Origin of the sequence: Mycobacterium sp. GA-2829, assembly GCF_001499965.1 — a bacterium.
Taxonomy (GTDB): Bacteria; Actinomycetota; Actinomycetes; order Mycobacteriales; family Mycobacteriaceae; genus Mycobacterium.
Genome location: NZ_LQIT01000045.1, coordinates 26,606 through 45,899, shown reverse-complemented (window position 1 = coordinate 45,899; position 19,294 = coordinate 26,606). Strand labels below are relative to the sequence as shown.

At 70.2% G+C, this 19,294-nt stretch carries 20 protein-coding genes; 14 read left to right on the top strand and 6 right to left on the bottom strand.

The annotated features are described in order from the left end of the window. Positions 1–44: 44 nt before the first annotated feature. Together AU194_RS23355 and AU194_RS23350 are read right to left on the bottom strand one after the other, a co-directional pair. Positions 45–641, bottom strand: a complete 597-nt coding sequence (locus AU194_RS23355) for a fasciclin domain-containing protein (RefSeq protein WP_059091644.1) — start codon at positions 639–641, stop codon at positions 45–47. A gap of 117 nt (positions 642–758) precedes the next feature. Further along, complete coding sequence (locus tag AU194_RS23350; protein WP_197417722.1) at positions 759–1,451, bottom strand: fasciclin domain-containing protein; 693 nt, start codon at positions 1,449–1,451, stop codon at positions 759–761. A gap of 144 nt (positions 1,452–1,595) precedes the next feature. Here AU194_RS23350 and dxr point away from each other — a divergent pair, with 144 nt between their 5' ends. The 5 genes from dxr to AU194_RS23325 are packed head-to-tail and all read left to right on the top strand — an operon-like array spanning position 1,596 to position 6,761. Beyond that, positions 1,596–2,768, top strand: coding sequence for a 1-deoxy-D-xylulose-5-phosphate reductoisomerase (gene dxr / locus AU194_RS23345; protein WP_059091642.1), 1,173 nt, complete (start codon positions 1,596–1,598; stop codon positions 2,766–2,768). Beyond that, a complete protein-coding gene (locus AU194_RS23340; RefSeq protein ID WP_059091641.1) occupies positions 2,765–3,979 on the top strand; it encodes an RIP metalloprotease in 1,215 nt (404 codons plus the stop codon). Before dxr ends, AU194_RS23340 begins: the two co-directional genes overlap by 4 nt. 8 nt (positions 3,980–3,987) lie before the next feature. After that, entirely contained in the window at positions 3,988–5,160 is a 1,173-nt protein-coding gene (gene ispG / locus AU194_RS23335) for a flavodoxin-dependent (E)-4-hydroxy-3-methylbut-2-enyl-diphosphate synthase (protein WP_059091640.1), read from the top strand. Between the two features lie 53 nt (positions 5,161–5,213). Next, the gene (locus tag AU194_RS23330) at positions 5,214–6,068 is read left to right on the top strand and encodes a GNAT family N-acetyltransferase (RefSeq protein ID WP_059091639.1); all 855 of its coding nucleotides are present in this window, start codon (positions 5,214–5,216) and stop codon (positions 6,066–6,068) included. A 39-nt stretch (positions 6,069–6,107) separates the two neighbouring features. Next, a complete protein-coding gene (locus AU194_RS23325; RefSeq protein WP_059091638.1) occupies positions 6,108–6,761 on the top strand; it encodes a GNAT family N-acetyltransferase in 654 nt (217 codons plus the stop codon). Here the strand turns inward: AU194_RS23325 and AU194_RS23320 are convergent. Further along, positions 6,710–7,276 carry a peroxiredoxin-like family protein gene (locus AU194_RS23320; protein ID WP_059091637.1) on the bottom strand — a complete coding sequence of 189 codons (567 nt, stop codon included), beginning with the start codon at positions 7,274–7,276 and terminating at the stop codon, positions 6,710–6,712. The genes AU194_RS23325 and AU194_RS23320 overlap by 52 nt on opposite strands. 69 nt (positions 7,277–7,345) lie before the next feature. Here AU194_RS23320 and AU194_RS23315 point away from each other — a divergent pair, with 69 nt between their 5' ends. The 3 genes from AU194_RS23315 (at position 7,346) to AU194_RS23305 (ending at position 10,470) form a co-directional block, all read left to right on the top strand. Further along, positions 7,346–7,948, top strand: a complete 603-nt coding sequence (locus AU194_RS23315) for a TetR/AcrR family transcriptional regulator (protein WP_059091777.1) — start codon at positions 7,346–7,348, stop codon at positions 7,946–7,948. A gap of 82 nt (positions 7,949–8,030) precedes the next feature. Continuing rightward, on the top strand, positions 8,031–9,851 hold the full coding sequence (locus tag AU194_RS23310; protein ID WP_059091636.1) for a penicillin-binding transpeptidase domain-containing protein: 1,821 nt from the start codon (positions 8,031–8,033) through the stop codon (positions 9,849–9,851). A gap of 16 nt (positions 9,852–9,867) precedes the next feature. Continuing rightward, positions 9,868–10,470, top strand: coding sequence for a DUF1707 domain-containing protein (locus AU194_RS23305; RefSeq protein WP_059091635.1), 603 nt, complete (start codon positions 9,868–9,870; stop codon positions 10,468–10,470). Position 10,471: 1 nt separating this feature from the next. Here AU194_RS23305 and AU194_RS23300 read toward each other — a convergent pair whose 3' ends face one another. Further along, the gene (locus AU194_RS23300) at positions 10,472–10,858 is read right to left on the bottom strand and encodes a PaaI family thioesterase (protein ID WP_059091776.1); all 387 of its coding nucleotides are present in this window, start codon (positions 10,856–10,858) and stop codon (positions 10,472–10,474) included. Between the two features lie 81 nt (positions 10,859–10,939). On the opposite strand from AU194_RS23300, the gene map reads away from it, so the two are divergent. The 5 genes from map (at position 10,940) to AU194_RS23275 (ending at position 14,991) form a co-directional block, all read left to right on the top strand. Next, complete coding sequence (map, locus tag AU194_RS23295) at positions 10,940–11,797, top strand: type I methionyl aminopeptidase (RefSeq protein ID WP_059091634.1); 858 nt, start codon at positions 10,940–10,942, stop codon at positions 11,795–11,797. 67 nt (positions 11,798–11,864) lie between these two features. Further along, on the top strand, positions 11,865–13,358 hold the full coding sequence (locus tag AU194_RS23290; RefSeq protein ID WP_059091633.1) for a cobyric acid synthase: 1,494 nt from the start codon (positions 11,865–11,867) through the stop codon (positions 13,356–13,358). Between the two features lie 87 nt (positions 13,359–13,445). Next, positions 13,446–13,688: a hypothetical protein gene (locus AU194_RS23285; protein ID WP_059091632.1), complete on the top strand. Its 243-nt coding sequence runs from the start codon at positions 13,446–13,448 to the stop codon at positions 13,686–13,688. Between the two features lie 26 nt (positions 13,689–13,714). After that, positions 13,715–14,368, top strand: a complete 654-nt coding sequence (locus AU194_RS23280) for a hypothetical protein (RefSeq protein ID WP_059091631.1) — start codon at positions 13,715–13,717, stop codon at positions 14,366–14,368. Positions 14,369–14,439: 71 nt separating this feature from the next. Continuing rightward, positions 14,440–14,991, top strand: a complete 552-nt coding sequence (locus tag AU194_RS23275; protein ID WP_059091775.1) for an alpha/beta fold hydrolase — start codon at positions 14,440–14,442, stop codon at positions 14,989–14,991. A 1-nt stretch (position 14,992) separates the two neighbouring features. Here the strand turns inward: AU194_RS23275 and ngg are convergent, their stop codons facing one another. Both ngg and AU194_RS23265 read right to left on the bottom strand, forming a co-directional pair. Next, positions 14,993–16,789, bottom strand: a complete 1,797-nt coding sequence (gene ngg, locus AU194_RS23270) for an N-acetylglutaminylglutamine synthetase (protein WP_059091630.1) — start codon at positions 16,787–16,789, stop codon at positions 14,993–14,995. Continuing rightward, positions 16,786–18,591, bottom strand: a complete 1,806-nt coding sequence (locus AU194_RS23265) for an N-acetylglutaminylglutamine amidotransferase (RefSeq protein ID WP_059091629.1) — start codon at positions 18,589–18,591, stop codon at positions 16,786–16,788. The genes ngg and AU194_RS23265 overlap by 4 nt, the downstream gene beginning before the upstream one ends. Before the next feature lie 30 nt (positions 18,592–18,621). On the opposite strand from AU194_RS23265, the gene AU194_RS32295 reads away from it, so the two are divergent. Continuing rightward, on the top strand, positions 18,622–19,149 hold the full coding sequence (locus AU194_RS32295) for an STAS domain-containing protein (protein ID WP_082698811.1): 528 nt from the start codon (positions 18,622–18,624) through the stop codon (positions 19,147–19,149). Positions 19,150–19,294: the final 145 nt, after the last annotated feature.

Below are 19,294 nucleotides of genomic sequence, written 5' to 3'. Positions count from 1 at the left end.
GGCAGCCCGTCCGCCGTGGCGGACGGGCTGCCTCAGACCGCGGGTCAGTTCGCCGGCGGCATCAGCACCGTGTCGATGAGGTACACCGTGGCGTTGGCGGTCTGCACGCCACCGCACACCACCGAGGCGTCGTTGACCTTCAGTTCCGCACCGTGTCCGGTGACGGTCACGTCGGCGCCCTGCACCGTCTTGTGCGTGCCGACGACCGCGTCGGGCGCGGCCTGGCCGGGCACGACGTGGTAGGTGAGGATGCTCTGCAGCAGCGGTGCATCGGTCTTCAGCCGCTCGATGGTGGCCGGATCGATCTTCGCGAACGCCTCGTCGGTGGGCGCGAACACCGTGAACTCGCCGCCGTTGAGCGTGTCGACGAGGTTCACCTGCGGATTGAGCTGTCCGGAAACGGCTTTCGTCAGCGTGGTCAGCAGCGGGTTGTTCGACGCGGCCGTCGCGACCGGATCCATCGCCATGCCCGCGACCGAGCCGGGGCCTTCGGGCACCTGTTCGGCGTAGGCCGCGCAGCCGGGCCCGACCAGGGCGGCGGCCGGTTGGGCCTGCGCGGTGGCGGCCGCACCCAGCGACAGCCCGGTGGCGGCGACCGCCGCGAAGCCCGCTCCCATGAGGCGGTTCCAGTTGATGGTCATTGCATGCACTCCTTCGTTGGTGGTGAGCGTTGTTGCGTACGAGCGGGCCGCGAGCAGACACAGATTCGCGTTGAATGGCGCGTGAATGCGCGAATCTGTGTCTGCTCGCGCCGGGGGTCAGTTCGCGGGGGGCATCAGGACGGTGTCGATCATGTAGACCGTCGCGTTGGCGGTCTGCACACCGCCGCACACCAGTCCGGCCTCGTTGACCTTCAGCGCCTCACCCTCACCGCTGACGGTGACGTCGGCGCCCTGCACGGTCGTGTGGTCGCCGGGCACCTGATCGGGCGCGGCCTGACCCGGGACGACGTGGTAGGTCAGGATGCTGGTGAGCAGGTCCGAATCCGTCTTGAGGGTTTCGACGGTCGCGGGATCGAGCTTGGCGAACGCGTCGTCGGTCGGGGCGAAGACGGTGAACTCGTCGCCGTTGAGGGTGTCGACCAGGTTCACGTTCGGGTTCAGCTGACCGGAGAGCGCCTGCGACAGCGTCTTGAGTTGCGGGTTGTTCGACGCGGCCACGGTGACCGGTGCGGCGGACATCCCGGCGACCGAGCCGGGGCCCTCGGGCACCTGCTCGGCGTAGGCCGCGCAACCCGCGCCCACCAGATTCGCGGCCGGGTCGGCGGCCGCACTCGACGTCGGCGCCGACGAGGTCGCGGACGCGGCGGCCGAGGACGCGGTGCTCGACGCCGACGAGGCGGTGCTCTCGGCATCTTCGCTCGAACACGCGGCGACGCCGAGGATGGCCAGCGCGCTCAGCCCTGCGGCCGCCACGGTCCGGCGGTTCCTGGTCTTCGAGAGGGTCTTCATCGACACGTACTCCTTCATCCGGTGCGGTTGACGCCGGTGATTCGGGCGTCCGGCGGATCCGGATGGGCGAGATGAGCGGCGGTCAGATTCGCGTCACATTCCGAGCGGCTTCGGCGCGGCACCCGCAGGCGGCACAATGGGCTCGTGAGCTCAAGACTTCGGGTGCTGATCCTGGGGAGTACCGGGTCCATCGGCACCCAGGCGCTGGACGTGATCGCCGCCAATCCCGACCGCTTCGAGGTGGTCGGACTCGCCGCGGGCGGAGCGAACCCCGACCTGCTGGCCCGCCAGCGCGCCGCGACCGGGGCGAGCGCGATCGCCGTCACCGACCCTGCGGCCGCCGACCGCATCGGCGATGTCACCTACAGCGGACCCGATGCGGTGACCAGGCTGGTCGAGAACACCCCGGCCGACGTCGTGCTCAACGCGCTCGTCGGCGCGCTCGGGCTCGAGCCGACGCTGGCGGCGTTGGCCACCGGCGCCCGGCTGGCGCTGGCCAACAAGGAGTCGCTGGTCGCCGGCGGGCCGCTGGTGCTCAAGGCCGCCGCGCCGGGCCAGATCGTGCCGGTCGACTCCGAACACTCGGCGATGGCGCAGTGCCTGCGTGGCGGCACCGCCGACGAGGTGGCCAAGCTGGTGCTCACCGCGTCGGGCGGCCCGTTCCTGGGCTGGTCGGCCGAGGATCTGCAGTCGGTGACGCCCGAACAGGCGGGCAAGCACCCGACCTGGTCGATGGGGCCGATGAACACTCTGAACTCGGCGACGCTGGTCAACAAGGGTCTCGAGCTCATCGAGACCCACCTGCTGTTCGGCATCGCCTACGACCGCGTCGAAGTCGTCGTGCACCCCCAGTCGATCGTGCACTCGATGGCCACGTTCACCGACGGGTCGACGCTGGCCCAGGCCAGCCCGCCCGATATGAAGCTGCCCATCGCGCTGGCGCTGGGCTGGCCCGACCGCATTCCCGGCGCCGCCGCGGCCTGCGACTTCAGCACCGCGTCCACCTGGGAGTTCCTGCCCCTGGACGACGAGGTGTTCCCGGCGGTGCGGCTGGCCCGCGAGGCCGGCAGCCGGGGCGGCAGCCTCACCGCCGTCTACAACGCCGCCAACGAGGAGGCCGCCGCGGCGTTCCTCGACGGCCGCATCGGGTTCCCGCAGATCGTGGAGACCGTCGCCGAAGTCCTGCGCGCTGCCGACCAGTGGGCCGCCGAACCCGCTACCGTGGAAGAGGTCCTCGACTCGCAGCGCTGGGCCAGGGACCACGCAGGGCGCGCCGCCGAGCGGGCCGCGACGACTAAAGGGTTGATCACCAGATGATGTTTGCTCTCGGCATCGTGCTGTTCGCACTGGCCATCCTGGTGTCGGTGGCTCTGCACGAGTGCGGGCACATGTGGGTGGCGCGCGCGACCGGGATGAAGGTGCGGCGCTACTTCGTCGGGTTCGGGCCAACGGTCTGGTCGACCCGGCGGCCCAACCGGCTGGGCAGCACCGAGTACGGCCTCAAGGCCGTCCCGCTGGGCGGTTTCTGCGACATCGCCGGGATGACCTCGGTCGAGGAACTCGCCCCCGAGGACCGGCCGTATGCGATGTACCGGCAGAAGGTCTGGAAGCGCGTCGCCGTACTGTTCGCCGGGCCCGCCATGAACTTCATCATCGGGCTGGTGCTGATCTACGGCATCGCGGTCGTGTGGGGGCTACCCAACCTCAACCCGCCCACCGCCGCGATCGTCGGTGAAACCGGTTGCGTGGCACCGCAGCTCAGCAAGGACAAGATCGGCGAGTGCACCGGCCCCGGCCCGGCCGCCGAGGCGGGCATCCGCGCGGGCGACGTGATCGTCAAGGTCGGTGACACCGACATCGCGACGTTCGACGACGCGAGGACCACCCTGCAGAAGTCCTCGGGCCCCACCCCGGTCGTCATCGAGCGCGACGGCGAGAAGCTCACCAAGGTGGTCGACGTCACCCAGACCCAGCGCTTCACCGGCGACGGGGACCAGCCGACCGACGTGGGCGCCATCGGCATCGCCGCCGCGCAGTTCGGCCCCACGCAGCACAACCCGCTCTCGGCGGTGCCCGCGACGTTCGCGTTCACCGGCGACCTGGCCGTCGAGCTCGGCAAGTCGCTGGCCAAGATCCCGACCAAGGTCGGCGCGCTGGTGGAGTCCATCGGCGGCGGGGAGCGGGACCCCGAGACCCCGATCAGCGTGGTCGGCGCCAGCATCATCGGTGGCGACACCGTCGACGCGGGGCTGTGGGTGGCGTTCTGGTTCTTCCTCGCCCAGCTGAACTTCGTGCTCGGCGCGGTGAACCTGGTACCGCTGCTGCCATTCGACGGCGGGCACATCGCCATCGCCGTCTTCGAGAAGATCCGCAACATGATCCGGTCGGCACGCGGCATGGTGGCCGCGGCGCCGGTCAACTATCTCAAGCTCATGCCCGCCACCTACGTAGTGTTGGTGGTGGTGGTCGGCTACATGCTGCTGACCGTGACCGCTGACCTGGTCAACCCGATCAGGTTGTTCCAATAGGAGAACTCATGACTTCCGGCCCCGTCATCGGGCTTGGTATGCCGCCCGCACCGCCACCGGTGCTGGCCCCGCGGCGTAAGACCCGCCAACTGATGGTGCGCGACGTCGGTGTGGGCAGCGACTATCCGGTGTCCGTGCAGTCGATGTGCACCACCAAGACCCACGACATCAACTCGACCCTGCAACAGATCGCCGAGTTGACGGCCTCGGGCTGCGACATCGTCCGCGTGGCGTGCCCGCGTCAGGAGGACGCCGACGCGCTGCCGATCATCGCCAAGAAGTCGAAGATCCCGGTGATCGCCGACATCCACTTCCAGCCGAAGTACATCTTCGCCGCGATCGACGCCGGCTGCGCCGCAGTGCGCGTCAACCCCGGCAACATCAAGGAGTTCGACGGCCGGGTCGCCGAAGTCGCCAAGGCCGCGGGCGATGCGGGCATCCCGATCCGCATCGGCGTCAACGCCGGCTCGCTGGACAAGCGCTTCATGGAGAAGTACGGCAAGGCCACCCCGGAGGCGCTGGTCGAGTCCGCGCTGTGGGAGGCCTCGCTGTTCGAGGAGCACGGCTTCGGCAACATCAAGATCAGCGTCAAGCACAACGATCCGGTCGTGATGGTCGCCGCCTACGAGCAGCTCGCCGCGCAGTGCGACTACCCGCTGCACCTCGGCGTCACCGAGGCGGGCCCGGCGTTCCAGGGCACGATCAAGTCCGCGGTGGCGTTCGGCGCGCTGCTGTCCAAGGGCATCGGCGACACCATCCGGGTCTCGCTGTCGGCCCCGCCCGCCGAAGAGGTCAAGGTCGGCAACCAGATCCTGGAGTCGCTGAACCTGCGTCCGCGCGGGCTCGAGATCGTGTCGTGCCCGTCGTGCGGTCGCGCGCAGGTCGACGTGTACACCTTGGCCAACGAGGTCACCGCCGGTCTCGAGGGGATGGACGTGCCGCTGCGGGTCGCGGTCATGGGCTGTGTCGTCAACGGTCCGGGCGAGGCCCGCGAAGCCGACCTCGGGGTGGCCTCCGGCAACGGCAAGGGTCAGATCTTCGTCAAGGGTGAGGTCATCAAGACCGTGCCCGAGGCGCAGATCGTCGAGACCCTGATCGAGGAGGCCATGCGTATCGCCGCCGACATGGGCGACGGCGCCGAGGGAAGTACGAGCGGTTCGCCGGTTGTGACCGTAAGCTGAACAACGACGCGGTGAGTGGGGTCACCGCCTCGGTCCAGCAGAAAGCAGTATCGATGTCGGCTCCGCCGCTGTTCCGCCTCGCTGACGACCGACGGGTGTCGGTGGTGCGCGACGCCGCGGCGGTCCAGCGGGTGCTCGACGACGATCCGGTCGGCTCCTGCATGGTCGCCTCCCGCGTCGCCGAACACGGCGTCGAACCCAGCGCCATCGGCGGTGAGCTGTGGACGCGCAGGCGCGCGACCGAATCCCTGTGCTACGCCGGGGCGAATCTCATTCCGCTGCGCGGCGACACCGCCGACATGCACGCGTTCGCCGACAAGGCCACCAGCAGCGCCCGCCGGTGCTCCTCGCTGGTCGGCCGCGCCGAACTCGTCATGCCGATGTGGCAACGGCTGGAACGGGTGTGGGGTCCGGCCCGCGACGTCCGCGACCGCCAACCGCTGATGGCGCTCGACACCGCGCCCGTGTGTGCGATCGACCCGGCGGTGCGTCCGGTGCGGATCGAGGAACTCGACGCCTACCTCGTGGCGGCCATCGACATGTTCATCGGCGAGGTCGGCATCGACCCCCGCGCGGGTGACGGCGGCCGCGGGTACCGGCGCCGGGTCGCCGGGTTGATCGCGGCGGGCCGGGCGTGGGCCCGGTTCGAACGCGGCGAGGTGGTGTTCAAGGCCGAGGTCGGTTCGCAGTCACCCGCGGTCGGTCAGATCCAGGGCGTCTGGGTGCATCCGGACTGGCGCGGCCACGGTCTGGGCACCACGGGCACCGCCGCGCTCGCGGCCGCGGTGGTCCGCGGCGGCCGGATCGCCAGCCTCTACGTCAACAGCTACAACACCGTCGCCCGGGCCACGTACGACCGGATCGGGTTCCGCCAGGTCGGCACCTTCGCCACCATCCTGCTCGACTGACGCGCTACTTGATTGAAGCCGGCGGTTACGCTGGCGGCCATGACCGATGCCGCGGACCGCCGGGAGATCGCCGACGCGTTGATGCGGGCGCTGGAACGCCGTCACGAAGTGCTCGACGTGATCGTCGGGTCCGAGGACTACGACGCCGCGATCGAGGAGGTCGCCGCGCTGCTCGGCACCTCGCCCGCCGCTGGTGAGGCCGTGCTGCGGTTGTCGTTCGACCGGCTGACCAAGGTCTCGCGCAAACGCATCGCCGCCGAACTCGAGGACCTCAACAACCAGCTCAGCTTCACCATGGGTGAGCAGACCCCGCGCCGGGTGGAACGCGTTGTGCTGCGCCCGTTTTCGGCCAGCGAGGACCGCGACGTGTTCGCCGCGCGCACGGCCGACGTGCGGGCGGCCGGCGACGGTTCGGGTGCGCCCGCCGGTGCGCTGGACGACGAGATCAGCGCCGCGGTCGGCCGCGTCCACGCCGAGGAGGCGGTCTGGCTGGTGGCGACCGTCGGTTCCGAGAAGATCGGCATGGTGTTCGGCGAGCTGTCCGGCGGTGAGGTGAACGTGCGGATCTGGATCCACCCGGACCACCGCAAACGCGGGTACGGGACCGCCGCGCTGCGCGCCTCGCGGGCCGAGATGGCCGCCTACTTCCCCGCGGTGCCCCTGGTCGTGCGCGCCCCGGCCGCGGGGGCCTGAGCCAGGAGTTCGTCGACCGTCCACTGGTCGTCGGCGTGCCTGCCGTACTTCGCGGCCAGCACGGTGCCGTCGCCCGCGATGAGGAAGTCCGCGGGGAGGCCGAGCCGCCCGCCCGGCTGGGTGAGCGCGGGTGTCCGGAACCGGCCGCGCAGCGTTGCGGTGATCCCGCGCACGATGGCGCCCCACGCGCGCGGGTCGAGCAGCGCCCGGCGACCGGATTCGACGCCGAACTCGCGGTAGAGGTGTTTGTCGGGGTCGGCGATCACCGCGAACGGCAGCCCATCGGTGTGTGCGCGCAGATCGTCGGCGGGGGAGTGGAACACGACCACCTCGCGGATGCCCGCGGCCGCGATCTCGTCGTGGCGGCGAACGAACGTCTGCAGGTGCAGGTTGCAGATCGGACAGCCCGCGAAGCGGCGGAAATGAAGATGGGTGACGGTGTCCGGATCGGGCAGTGCGACAGTGGCGCCGACGACGGTGCGCAGGTTTCTGGCCGGGATGCGTGACGGTGCCATGGCGGCTCCTCGGTAGGCGTGCGGTGTACGCCTATCTACTGTAGTCGTACGGTGTACGCTGTCAACGCCATGCCACGTCCCCGGTCGCTGACCTCCGAACAGATCGCCGACGCCGCGCTCGCGGTGGTCGACGACGACGGACTGCCCGCGCTGTCCATGCGCACCGTCGCGCGCCGCCTCGACGTCGGGACGATGTCGCTCTACCGCTACGTCACCGACCGGGCCCAACTCGAGCAGCTGGTCGTCGGGCGGGTGCTGAGCGCGATGGCCGACGGGATGCCACGGGGTGCGCCGCCGCGGCGCCTGGCCGCCCTCGCCGAGCGGGTCCGGGCGGCCGCGGCCGGGCATCCGGCGGTGGTGCCCCTGCTGCTCGTGCACCGCCACCGCGTGCCCGCGTCGCTCGCCTGGGGTGAGGCGGTGCTGGAGGTGCTGACCGACGCGGGTCTCACGGGCCGGCGGCGCGTCATCGCGTTCCGGGCGGTGCTGGCGTACGTGTTCGGTGCGCTGGAGGTCGCCCACTTCGGGCCGCTCGCCGGCGAGGGCACCCGGGCCATCGCGCGCCAGCAGGAATATCCGCTGCTGGCGCGGGCGGCGACCCAGGCGGCGCAGGTGACGCCGGAGGAGGAGTTCCGGCGCGGATTCGAGATCGTGGTGCGCGGCCTGGGCGTGTGACGCGCGGGACACGGCCCCGTCACGGCGGTGTCACGGTGCGCCTCCCCGGAAACCGATCACCTCATCCCTACCATTTGCCTCAATGGCAACTAAAACCTCAGCAGTCACACGAGTCACCTGCCTGCTCACGGTGGCCACGGTTCTCGGCAGCCTCGGTCTGTCCGGTTGCACCCCCAAACCCAACGGACCCGAGCCCGCGGCCGAGGAGTTCTTCGCCGCACTGGCCAACGGTGACACCGCCGCGGCGGCCGAACTCTCCGACCGGCCCGCCGATGCCCGCGCCGCGCTCAACGACGCGTGGGCCGGCCTGCAGGCGACCCATCTCGACGCGCAGATCCTGGGTTCGAAGTACACCGAGGACACCGGCAGCGTCGCCTACCGCTACACCTGGCACCTGCCCAAGGACCGCACCTGGACCTACGACGGCAGGCTCAACATGGTCCGCGACGAGGGTCGGTGGGAAGTACGTTGGGCCACAACGGATCTGCACCCCCGGCTGGGGGAGAACCAGTCGTTCGCGCTGCGCGCCGACCCGCCGCCGCGGGCCTCGGTCAACGAACGCGGCGGCACCAACGTGCTGGTGCCCGGCTTCCGGTACCACCTCTCATTGGACGCCGAGGCCGCAGGCCCCGAGCTGATGACGACCGCGCGGGTGGTCGCCGACGTGCTGCGGCCGTTCAATCCGACCATCGATCCGCAGCGCCTGGCCGAACAGGCCTCCTCGATATCGGAGCCGATGAGCCTGATCATGCTCAACCAGGCCGACCACGACCGGGTGGCCGGCATCCTCGGCGCCCGCCCGGGGGTGGTGATCACCCCGCAGGCCGACATGCTGCCCACCGATCCGGAGTTCGCGCCCGCGATCATCACCGAGGTCAAGAAGCAGGTCGCCGACGAACTCGACGGCCGGGCCGGCTGGCGGGTGGTCACCGTCAACCAGAACGGCGTCGACGTCGACGTGCTCACCGAGGTGCCCGGTGACCCCGCGCCGTCGGTGACGATCAGCCTGGACCGGGCCGTGCAGACCGCCGCGCAGAACGCGGTGAACTTCACCGGCAAGCAGGCGATGATCGTCGCGATGAAGGCCTCGACCGGCGAGATCCTGGCCATCGCGCAGAACGCCGCCGCCGACGCCGAGGGTCCGCTCGCCACGATGGGCCTCTACCCGCCGGGGTCGACGTTCAAGATCGTCACCGCGGGCGCGGCCATCGAACGCGATATGGCAACGCCCAACACGCTTCTCGGGTGCCCCGGCCACCTCGACATCGGGCACCGCACCGTGCCGAACTACGGCGGTTTCGACCTCGGCACCGTCCCGCTGTCGCGGGCGTTCGCGAGCTCCTGCAACACCACGTTCGCCGAACTCGCCAGCCGCATGCCGCCGCGCGGGCTCACCTCGGCCGCGGCGCAGTACGGCATCGGTCCCGACTACCAGATCGCGGGCATCCCGACCGTCTCCGGTTCGGTCCCGCCCACGGTCAACCTGGCCGAACGCACCGAGGACGGTTTCGGGCAGGGCAAGGTGGTGGCCAGCCCGTTCGGGATGGCGCTGGTCGCCGCGACGGTCGCCGCGGGCCGCACCCCGGTGCCCCGGCTGATCGAGGGCCGCGACACCGTCGTCACCGGCGCCCAGCAGCCGGTGCGGCCCGAGGTCGTCGAGGCGCTGCGGCCGATGATGCGGCTGGTGGTGACCAACGGCACAGCCAAGGATCTGGCCGGTGCCGGCGATGTGCGCGGGAAGACCGGCGAGGCCGAGTTCGCCGGTGGTTCGCACTCGTGGTTCGCCGGGTACCGCGGTGACCTCGCATTCGCCGCGCTCATCGTGGGTGGCGGCAGCTCGGAGTACGCGGTGCGGATGTTGCGCGGCATGCTCGACGGACTGCCCGCCGACTACCTGGCCTGAGTAGCCTGAAGGGGCTATGACCACCCCCGCCTCCAACGGTGAACCGGCGCCGATGCGCATCTCGGACGCCGACCGCAACGGCACGCTGCGACGGCTCCACAACGCGGTGGCGCTGGGCCTCATCGACATCGAGGAGTTCGAGGAGCGCTCCGCACGGGTCTCCCAGGCCCGGATGCGGTCCGACCTCGACGCGCTCGTCACCGACCTGCCCGGCCCCGGCGCGATCGTCACCTCGGCGACCGACCGGGTCGAGCTGCGCGGCGTCTTCGGACCGCTGAAGCGCCAGGGGGAGTGGATCGTCCCGACCCGGCTGGCGCTGCGGCGCCGCATGGGGTCGATCGACCTGGACCTCACCCGCGCCCGGTTCGCCGGACCGATCGTCGTGATCGAACTCGACCTGAAGTTCGGCGGACTCGACCTGCGGCTGCCCGACGGGGCCAGCGCGTCGATCGACGACGTCGAGGTCATCGTCGGCAGCGCGACCGACCACCGGCGCGACGTCCCCGCCGAGGGCCGACCGCACGTCGTGCTCACCGGCAAGGTGGTGTGGGGTTCGGTCGACATCCGCGGTCCGCAGACCGGCTGGCTGCGCAGGCCGCGTTTCCTCGGCGAGCGCTGACCTACCGCGGGTCCAGGACCGCGAAACTGAGCGTGGCGCGGGCCGCGAGGCGGTCGCGCCCCACATCGAAGACGTCGACGGCGGTGACGATCGACCGCCTGCCCGCGCGGACGACGGTGGCCTCGGCGCGAGCGGGCCCCACGATGACCGGGGCGAGGAAGTGCACGGTCATGTCGGCGGTCGTGACGCTCTGATCGGGGGCGGTCAGCCGGTCGGCCAACCGGCCGGCCGCGATGTCGATCAACGTCGCGACCAACCCGCCCTGCAGGGCGCCCCGGGTGTTGGCGAGGTCGGGCCGGTTCTGCATCTCCAGGACCAGGCGCTCGTCGGTCTCGAGCAGATCGTGGATGCCCAGCTGCCCCAGCACGTGATCGGGGGTGGTTTTCATCGGTGTCGACTCGCCGAGCATGGGGAGAATCTAGCATTCTCGTCTCAGGAGAGTGCGATTCTCCTAGCTATCCTAGGAGTCATGTCTGTGCGCACCGCCCTCCGTCCCGGCGAGCTGTCTCCCACGCTGCCGGTACCCAAGTCGATCGAGCGCCCCGAATATGCGTGGCGCCCGACCGCCGTCGAGGGCAGCGAACCCTGGGTGCAGACCCCGGAGGTCATCGAGAAGATGCGTGTCGCCGGGCGGATCGCCGCGGGCGCGCTGGCCGAGGCGGGTAAGGCCGTCGCACCCGGCGTCACCACCGACGAGCTCGACCGCATCGCCCACGAGTACATGGTCGACCACGGCGCCTACCCGTCCACGTTGGGTTACAAGGGCTTCCCGAAGTCCTGCTGCACCTCGCTCAACGAGGTCATCTGCCACGGCATCCCCGATTCGACGGTGATCGCGGACGGCGACATCGTCAACATCGACGTCACCGCCTACATCGACGGCGTCCACGGCGACACCAACGCCACCTTCCTCGCGGGCGATGTCTCCGAGGAGCACCGGCTGCTCGTCGAGCGCACGCACGAGGCGACCATGCGCGCGATCAAGGCCGTCAAACCGGGCCGCGCGCTGTCGGTGATCGGGCGGGTCATCGAGTCGTACGCGAACCGGTTCGGCTACAACGTCGTTCGCGATTTCACCGGCCACGGTATCGGCACCACGTTCCACAACGGGCTGGTGGTGCTGCATTACGACCAGCCCGACGTCGAAACCGTCATCGAACCCGGGATGACGTTCACCATCGAACCGATGATCAACCTCGGCGGTCTGGACTACGAGATCTGGAACGACGGCTGGACCGTCGCGACCAAGGACCGCAAGTGGACCGCGCAGTTCGAACACACGCTGGTGGTCACCGATACGGGCGCCGAGATCCTCACCCTGCCGTGAACGTCGCAACGAACGTGCGCCCAGTGCGATTTTCCGGCCGGATTCTCGCCGTGAGCGCACGTTCGGCGTGACGAGCGGCGCACTGCTGGTTGCGGGCACCACCTCCGACGCCGGGAAATCCATGGTGGTCGCCGGACTGTGCCGGCTGCTCGCCCGCAACGGCGTGCGGGTGGCGCCGTTCAAGGCGCAGAACATGTCCAACAACTCGGCGGTCACCGTCGACGGCGGGGAGATCGGCCGCGCCCAGGCCGTGCAGGCCCGCGCCGCCGGCCTTGCGCCCAGCGTGCGCTTCAACCCCGTGCTGCTCAAACCGGGCAGCGACCGCACCTCGCAACTCGTCGTGCGGGGCCGGGTGACCGGTTCGGTCGGCGCCAGGGACTACATCACCCACCGGGACCGGCTCGCCGACGTGGTCGCCGACGAATTAGGTTCGCTGCGCGAGGAATTCGACGTGGTGCTGTGCGAGGGTGCGGGGTCACCTGCCGAGATCAACCTGCGCGGCACCGACCTGGCCAACATGGGGCTCGCGCGGCGGGCGGACCTGCCGGTGCTCGTCGTCGGCGACATCGACCGCGGCGGGGTGCTGGCCCACCTGTTCGGCACCGTCGCCGTCCTGCACCCGGACGATCAGGCGCTGATCGCGGGGTTCGTCGTCAACAAGTTTCGCGGCGACCCCACACTGCTCGATCCGGGCCTCGACCAACTGCAGGCTCTGACCGGCCGCCCGACCTACGGCGTGATCCCATACAGCGACGAATTGTGGATGGACACCGAGGATTCGGTCTCCGTGGTTACGGGCCGCACCGTCGGCAGGCCGGTGCCGCCGCGGGGGAGCGAGGGGTTGGAGGTGGCGGTGGTGCGGTTGCCGCGGATCTCGAACTCCACCGACGTCGAGGCGCTGGCCTGCGAACCCGGTGTGACGGTCCGCTGGGTGACCGGACCGGCCGACCTGACCGGAGCCGACGTCATCGTGCTGCCCGGCTCGAAGGCCACGGTGGCCGACCTCGAGTGGCTGCGGGCGGCCGGACTCGACGCACCGATCGCCGACCACGCCCGCGCAGGCAGGCCGGTGCTCGGCATCTGCGGCGGGTTCCAGATGCTGTGCCGACGCATCGACGACCCCGTGGAGTCGCGATCGGGCCGGGTGGACGGCCTCGGCATCCTCGACGCCGACATCGCGTTCGCCGCCGAGAAGACGTTGCGGCACTGGGAGACTCCGCTTTCCGGCTACGAGATCCACCACGGCCGGGTGGTCCGGTCCGGCGCCGACGACTGGGCCGGTGTCGGGCTGCGCCGCGACGCGGTGTTCGGCACGCACTGGCACGGGCTGTTCGACAACGACGCATTCCGGCGGGCATGGCTGACCGAGGCTGCCCACGCGGCGGGCCGCTCCGGATTCGCGGTGGCCGACGACGTGAATGTGCCCGCACGCCGCGACGCCCAGCTCGACCTCATGGCCGACCTGCTGCACGAGCACCTCGACGTCGACGCGATCTGCCACCTCATCGAGCACGGACCGCAGGCACGGCCGACGATCATCACCGGCCTGAAGAACAGGTAGCGCACTACTCGCGACCCAGGCCGCCCGGCGTCCTACGTTTCCTGGCATCGCCGGACCCCACCGGCACCGCACACAGGAGCGTTTGCCATGAACATCCTTCCCACACAGGTCCTTCCGCTCACCCCGACCCGGCCGAAGGTGCTGATCACCGAGCAGGAGGTGATGCTCGGTTCGGCCGCGGCGCTACGGGCACCGTCGCGGGAGGCGCCGCACCGCCGGTCGGTGACCGCCTGGCTCGCCGCCCTGTGGCCCGAACCGCGGCCGCATCCCCCCTCGCGGCACGACTACACCGAGCACGCGCGACTGTCACGGATGATGGACCGGCTCTGAGGACACCGCGTCGGTAGCCTGGGGCGATGACCAGGTGGCCCGCACTGGCACTACTCGCCCTGGTTGCCGCATGCTCTACCACCGTCACCGGCGCCCCGACGTGGCCGGGCGCCCGGCTGGAGAAGGTGCTGCTGACCCCGGCCGACTTCCCGCCCGGGGTGCAGTACGACCGGATCGTCGACGACCCGGCCCAGGGCGGCTCGGCCGGTGGACCGCCGCCGATGCTGTCCCGTCCCGAGGGCTGCTCCGACGGGCTGACCCGGGTGATCGAGCGCGGCGCCGAGCGCGGTCCGGGCAGCGCGGCCAAGTACGTCGCCGCCTACGACGTGGCCCGCTCGGTGATGACCGTGCTGACCTGGAACCTCGACGTCGACCAACTGGCCGCGACCGCCGCGCGGTGCGCCACCTTCGAGACGTTCTTCGATCCGGGCGACGCGGGCATCCCGATGACCACCACGCGCATCGACACCCCGCGACCCGATGCGCTGGTGTACCGGCAGACCATGACGCTGGCCGGGCAGGACAGCAGCGTGTATTTCGGTTTCGAGAACGTCGGCACGATGGCGGTGTTCGGAATCGCCTTTCCCACACCGAATCCTGACATCACCGCGAAAGGTGAACTGCCCGCCACGTTCGTCGACGTCTTCACCCGGCAGGCCGAACGCATCGCCGCGGGTTGAGATCGGCGCAACACCGGTAAACCGACCCGCCGCGCGGACCGAGCCGGTAGCGTGGCCAAGTGCTCTCCTCCATGATCACCGTCGACGGGTTCCCGGTACCGGTCGACGTGGCGGGTCCGGAGCAGGGTTCGGCGGTGGTGTTGCTCGGCGCGGCCCAGCACTCGCCCGCGGCCTACGACGGAATCTGCCAGCGGTTGCACACCGCCTCGCTGCGCACCGTCGTCATCGGGGCCGATCCGCGGCTGACCGGCGCGGCCGTCATCGGCATCCTCGACGCGCTCGACGTCCGGTGGGCGCTGCTGGTCGGGGACCGCCACGGCGGCGAACTCGCCTGGGAACTCGCGGCGACCCGGCTCGACCGCTTCATCGGCCTGGTCGTGATCGACCGCGGCCACCCGCGCGTGCCCGACCCGGCGGGTCTCGTGCGCAATGAGGGCTGCCCACCCGTCGAGATGAACACCACAGCGCTGGTGAGCAGTCCGGCGTCACGGTCGGTCGCCAAGGCCAGCCAGCGGTTCGTCTACGGCGACTACCGGCTCGTCGAACTGCTGGGCAGGCGCAACGCCGCGGACACGACCGCGCAACTGGCCGCCGAGATCGTGCTGCGCACCAGCACCTGGTGACCTAGTTCGGCGTCTCCTCCGGGGTCCACGCCTGCGGCAGCCCGGGCTGCATGGGGAACAGGAAATCCACGAAAGCCGCTGCGGTGGGCTGCGGTTCGTGGTTCGCCAGGCCGGGTCGCTCGTTGGCCTCGACGAACACGTACTCGGTGCCGGTGACGTCGGGCACCAGCAGGTCGATGCCGGTGACCGGGATGCCGATCGCCTCAGCGGCGGCGACCGCGACGCGGCACAGCTCCGGATTCACCTCGGCCGTGACGTCGTGGATGGTGCCGCCCTGGTGGAGGTTGGCCGTGCGGCGGACCCGCAGCCGTTCGCCCTCGGGCAGGATGTCGTCGAGCGACCAGCCCGCCTCCTTGACGGTGCCCTCGGTGACCTTGTCCATCGGGATCCGCGATTCACCGCCGGTCGCGGCCGCGCGGCGCCGGCTCTGGGTCTCGATGAGCTCGCGGATGGTGTGCTTACCGGTGCCGAGGATCTCCGCGGGCATCCGCAGTGCGGCGGCGACGACCTTGCCGTCGATGACGACCAGCCGCAGATCGTCGCCCGGGGCGCGCTGTTCGATCAGCACGTCGGGGTGTTGTTCGCGGGCCCGGGCCAGTGCCGCTTCGAGTTCCTCGCCGGTCTCGACGCCCACGGTGATCCCCTTGCCCTGTTCGCCGCGGGTGGGTTTGACCACCACGTCGCCGACCTCGGCGAGGAACCGGTGGTCCTGTTCGTCGAAGGTCGCCAGCCGCCCCTTGGGCACCGTGATCCCGGCCTCGCTCACGATCCGCCGGGTCTGCCGCTTGTCGTCGCAGCGCGCCATCGCCACCGCGGAGGTGAACTCGGACAACGACTCTCGCGTGATGATGCTGCGCCCGCCGTGGGACAGGCGCATCTCGCCCGCGCCCGCGTCGAGCACCTCGACCCAGATGCCGCGGCGGATGGCCTCGTCGGCGATGATCCGTGCGTACGGGTTCAGGTCGTCGACGGTCTCGGGGGAGTGGGTGAACAGCGGTTCGTTGATCGCGTTCTTGCGTTTGACCGCCAGCACCGGCACCCGCTGGAACCCGAGCTTCTCGTACAGTGCGATCGCCGCGGTGTTGTCATGTGCCACAGACAGATCCATGTACGAGCGCCCGCGCTCACGGAACAACTGCGCCAGTGCGCGGGTCAGCGCGGCGCCCACACCGGGCAGGCTCGACGTCGGGTCCACCGCCAGCGTCCACAGGCTCGACCCGTCCTCGGGGTCGTTGAACAACAGCTTGTGGTCCACACCGGTGACCGTGCCGACGACACTGCCGTCGTCGTCCCGAACGGCGACCAGGTAGTCGATCGCGTCGATGTCCCTGTGGTTCTGCCAGATGACGTCGGTCGGCGCGGGCACCATGCCGCACTGCAGGTACACCCGGTTCATCGCGTCGGCGTCCGACGGCTGGGACAGCGACCGGACCGAGAACCCGATGGGCGTGCGGACCGAGGCCTCGTCGTCCTCGGTGAACCGCAACCGGTAAGTGTGGCTCGGGTCGATGAACAACTCCGACGGTGAGCGCGCGACCAGGACGTGCGATTCCCGGGCGTAGATGCAGATGTCGCGCCTGCCGGGGCCCTCGAGTTGCAGGACCTTGTTCAGCTTTTCCGGGTCGGCGAAGGTCTGGCCGAAGATCAGTCGGCCCCAACCGAGTTCGAGCACGACGTCGTCGTCCATCTTGTCCACCAACTGGGGCGGTGACGCGTCGTGCAGCCCGAGGGTGATGGCCTCGGTGTGATCGCTGTCGGGATCCATGTGCGCAGCCAGCTGCGGGTCCAGTTTGGTCATGCCGCGGGCCCCGTGATGCCGTGCCGCTGCAGCCACAGCTCGAGCAGCGCGATCTGCCACAGCTCGTTGCCCCGCAGCGGTGTGAGCCGCCCGTTGGGGTCGGCCAGCAGGCGGTCGACGGCCTCCGGACGGAACAGGTCGCGTTCCTTGGCCGCCGGTGCGGACAGCGCGTCACGGACCAGGTCGAGGTACGGACCCTCGAGATGGGTCAGGGCTGGCACCGGGAAGTACCCCTTGGGGCGGTCGATGACCTCGGCCGGGATCACCCGGCGCGCAGCCTCTTTCAGCACACCCTTACCACCCTGGGCGGTCTTGTACTCCGGCGGGCAGGTGGCGGCCAGCTCGACCAGTTCGTGGTCGAGGAACGGCACGCGGCCCTCCAGACCCCACGCCATCGTCATGTTGTCGACGCGTTTGACCGGATCGTCGACCAGCATCACCATCGAGTCCAGGCGCAGCGCGCGGTCCACCCCGGTGGCGGCGCCTTCGCGCGCGAAGTGCTCGGTGACGAAGCGGCCGCTCGGATCGCCCGCGGCGAAGTACGGGGGAGTGACGAGCCCGTTCACGGCGTCGGGATCGCGGTCGAAGAACGCCGCCCGGTAGCTGGCCACCGACCCCTCGAGCGAGGCGGCGCCGGGCTCGGCCATCGGCGGATACCAGTGGTATCCGGCGAACACCTCGTCGGCGCCCTGCCCGGACTGCACCACCTTGACGTGCTTGGCCACTTCCTGGCTGAGCAGGTAGAAGGCCACGCAATCGTGGCTGACCATCGGCTCGCTCATCGCGCCGATCGCCCCGTCGAGCGCGGGCAGCATCCGCGCGGTGTCGATGCGGATCTGGTGGTGGTCGGTGCCGAAGCGTTGCGCGACGATGTCGGAGTACTTGAACTCGTCACCGGCGACGCCGTTGACCGATTCGAAGCCGATCGAGAAGGTCTGCAGCCCGCTCTGACCCGCCTCGGCGAGCAGCCCCACGATGAGGCTGGAGTCGACGCCGCCGGAGAGCAGACACCCGACGGGGACGTCGGCGACCAACCGGCGCTCTACCGCGCGGCGCAGCGCGGTCAGCACCGCATCCTCCCAGTCCTTCTCGGACCAGTCGCTGCGGTCGGCGTGCCGGGTGAAGTCGGGAGTCCAGTACGTCGTGGTGGTGTGCGTGCCGTCGGGCTCGATCGCCACCAGCGACGCCGGCGGGACCTTCTTCACGCCGCGCAGGATGGTCAGCGGCGCAGGCACCACGGAGTGGAAGGACAGGTAGTGGTGCAGCGCCTCCGGGTCGATCCGGGTGTCGACGCCACCGCCGGCGACCAGCGCGGGCAGCGACGACGCGAACCGGATACGGTGGGCGTCCTCGCTGATGTAGAGCGGTTTGATGCCCAGCCGGTCGCGGCCCAACAGCACCCGCCCGCTGTCGCGCTCGACGATCGCGAACGCGAACATCCCGTAGAGCCGGTCGACGAACCGGTCGCCCCAGTGGTGGTAGGCCTTGAGCAGGACCTCGGTGTCGCTGGTCGAGAAGAACCGGTATCCGTGGCCGTGGAGTTCGTCGCGCAGCTCCTGATAGTTGTAGATGCAGCCGTTCCACGCGATCGCCAGTCCGAGCTCGGAGTCGACCATCGGCTGGGCGCCGCATTCGGAGAGGTCGATGATCTTCAGGCGACGGTGCCCGAGCGCGACGCGGCCCTGCGACCAGGCGCCCGCGCCGTCCGGGCCGCGGGGGGACAGCGTCTCGGCCATCGCCGAGACTGCGGCTAGGTCAGGGGTTCTTCCGTCGAGGCGTACCTCGCCGGTGGCTCCACACATCGCTTAGACCCTACCGCGAGCGGACCCGCCGTGTTTGACGGAGGGGAAAACGGACTGTCGCGCTGTGACCATGCTCTTCACGGCAGCGTGCATACCCCGATCGCGTATGGGTATGCGCGTGCGGTGGCCGATCTCACGTCCCACCCCACCAGTGAAACGATCGAGTGCGGCAGCGCGCGTCTCGTCCGGAGCCAGGGCCCGGTCGAGGTGCTCACCGTGACCGGGGAGATCGACTCCGCCGAGGCTGAGGAACTTGCCGCCCACGTGCAGCCGGCGGTGGCCCGCCGGGGACCGGGCGTCCTCGACCTGTCGGGGGTGGCGTTCCTGTCCGTGGCGGGATTCCGGGCGCTGCGGGCGTGGAGCTATCAGGCGCGCGAGACCGGGGGCAACTGGGTGCTGATCGCAGGCCCCGCCGTCGCGCCCTACCTGCGTTCCGTCGGGCGGGACGAGCTGCTGCCGGTGGCCTACAGCGTCGCGCAGGCGCACCACATGGTGTCGACCCGACCGGCCGACAGGCAGCCCATGCCGCTCGTCGACGCCGACCGAACGGTGTGCTGACCCGCAGGGTGCGGATGCACGGCCGGCGCTGGGGCCTTAAGATGCCAAAGGTCTGATGTCCTACCTTTACGAATGGTGATCGTGTAAAACCTCGTGGGAAGGTCTGGCACAACGCTGGCCAAAGGTCGGCTCCGCGACAGCAGCG

Excerpts from the sequence above, each read along its gene's own strand:
- ispG (WP_059091640.1), top strand. The coding sequence starts at position 3,988 with ATGACTTCCGGCCCCGTCATCGGGCTTGGTATGCCGCCCGCACCGCCA.
- AU194_RS23355 (WP_059091644.1), bottom strand. The coding sequence starts at position 641 with ATGACCATCAACTGGAACCGCCTCATGGGAGCGGGCTTCGCGGCGGTC.
- AU194_RS23340 (WP_059091641.1), top strand. The coding sequence starts at position 2,765 with ATGATGTTTGCTCTCGGCATCGTGCTGTTCGCACTGGCCATCCTGGTG.
- AU194_RS23320 (WP_059091637.1), bottom strand. The coding sequence starts at position 7,276 with ATGGCACCGTCACGCATCCCGGCCAGAAACCTGCGCACCGTCGTCGGC.
- AU194_RS23285 (WP_059091632.1), top strand. The coding sequence starts at position 13,446 with ATGAACATCCTTCCCACACAGGTCCTTCCGCTCACCCCGACCCGGCCG.
- AU194_RS23310 (WP_059091636.1), top strand. The coding sequence starts at position 8,031 with ATGGCAACTAAAACCTCAGCAGTCACACGAGTCACCTGCCTGCTCACG.
- AU194_RS23300 (WP_059091776.1), bottom strand. The coding sequence starts at position 10,858 with ATGAAAACCACCCCCGATCACGTGCTGGGGCAGCTGGGCATCCACGAT.
- AU194_RS23280 (WP_059091631.1), top strand. The coding sequence starts at position 13,715 with ATGACCAGGTGGCCCGCACTGGCACTACTCGCCCTGGTTGCCGCATGC.
- AU194_RS23275 (WP_059091775.1), top strand. The coding sequence starts at position 14,440 with ATGATCACCGTCGACGGGTTCCCGGTACCGGTCGACGTGGCGGGTCCG.
- AU194_RS23350 (WP_197417722.1), bottom strand. The coding sequence starts at position 1,451 with ATGAAGACCCTCTCGAAGACCAGGAACCGCCGGACCGTGGCGGCCGCA.
- AU194_RS23315 (WP_059091777.1), top strand. The coding sequence starts at position 7,346 with ATGCCACGTCCCCGGTCGCTGACCTCCGAACAGATCGCCGACGCCGCG.
- AU194_RS23330 (WP_059091639.1), top strand. The coding sequence starts at position 5,214 with ATGTCGGCTCCGCCGCTGTTCCGCCTCGCTGACGACCGACGGGTGTCG.
- AU194_RS23305 (WP_059091635.1), top strand. The coding sequence starts at position 9,868 with ATGACCACCCCCGCCTCCAACGGTGAACCGGCGCCGATGCGCATCTCG.
- AU194_RS23325 (WP_059091638.1), top strand. The coding sequence starts at position 6,108 with ATGACCGATGCCGCGGACCGCCGGGAGATCGCCGACGCGTTGATGCGG.
- ngg (WP_059091630.1), bottom strand. The coding sequence starts at position 16,789 with ATGACCAAACTGGACCCGCAGCTGGCTGCGCACATGGATCCCGACAGC.
- AU194_RS23265 (WP_059091629.1), bottom strand. The coding sequence starts at position 18,591 with ATGTGTGGAGCCACCGGCGAGGTACGCCTCGACGGAAGAACCCCTGAC.
- map (WP_059091634.1), top strand. The coding sequence starts at position 10,940 with ATGTCTGTGCGCACCGCCCTCCGTCCCGGCGAGCTGTCTCCCACGCTG.